Source organism: Bradyrhizobium sp. Kon69, from assembly GCF_055807515.1.
The window spans coordinates 1-272 of sequence record NZ_JBVVOS010000349.1 but is presented as its reverse complement, the minus strand read 5'-3'; the positions used below and the strand labels follow the sequence as shown (position 1 = coordinate 272).

The 272-nt window shown below is 61.0% G+C and carries 1 protein-coding gene; it reads left to right on the top strand.

Annotated elements, in window-relative coordinates; all coding sequences use genetic code 11:
- On the top strand, nt 1-272 hold a 272-nt coding region (locus tag AC0L3U_RS39415; RefSeq protein WP_473365124.1), incomplete at both ends, for a type II secretion system F family protein.

The window sequence follows — 272 nt, the reverse complement described above, 5'->3', positions numbered from 1 at the left end:
AGGCACAACTGCGCCAGCAAGGGATCTGCCCCGAGCGGGTGCGCAAGAAATCGTCAGGCCTGCCAAGCCTGGTTCCGCCGATACTGGACGCTGACATCGCCCTTTTCACCCGCCAGTTGGCGACGCTGTTGAAAGCGGGCATCCCGCTGTTGCAAGCCTTCGATATCATCGGTGAAGGTGCCGAAAACCGGCAACTGCGTGAACTGATCAAGGGTTTGAAACAACGGGTCGCCGCCGGCAATAGCCTGGCCAGCACGCTGCGCCAATTCCCC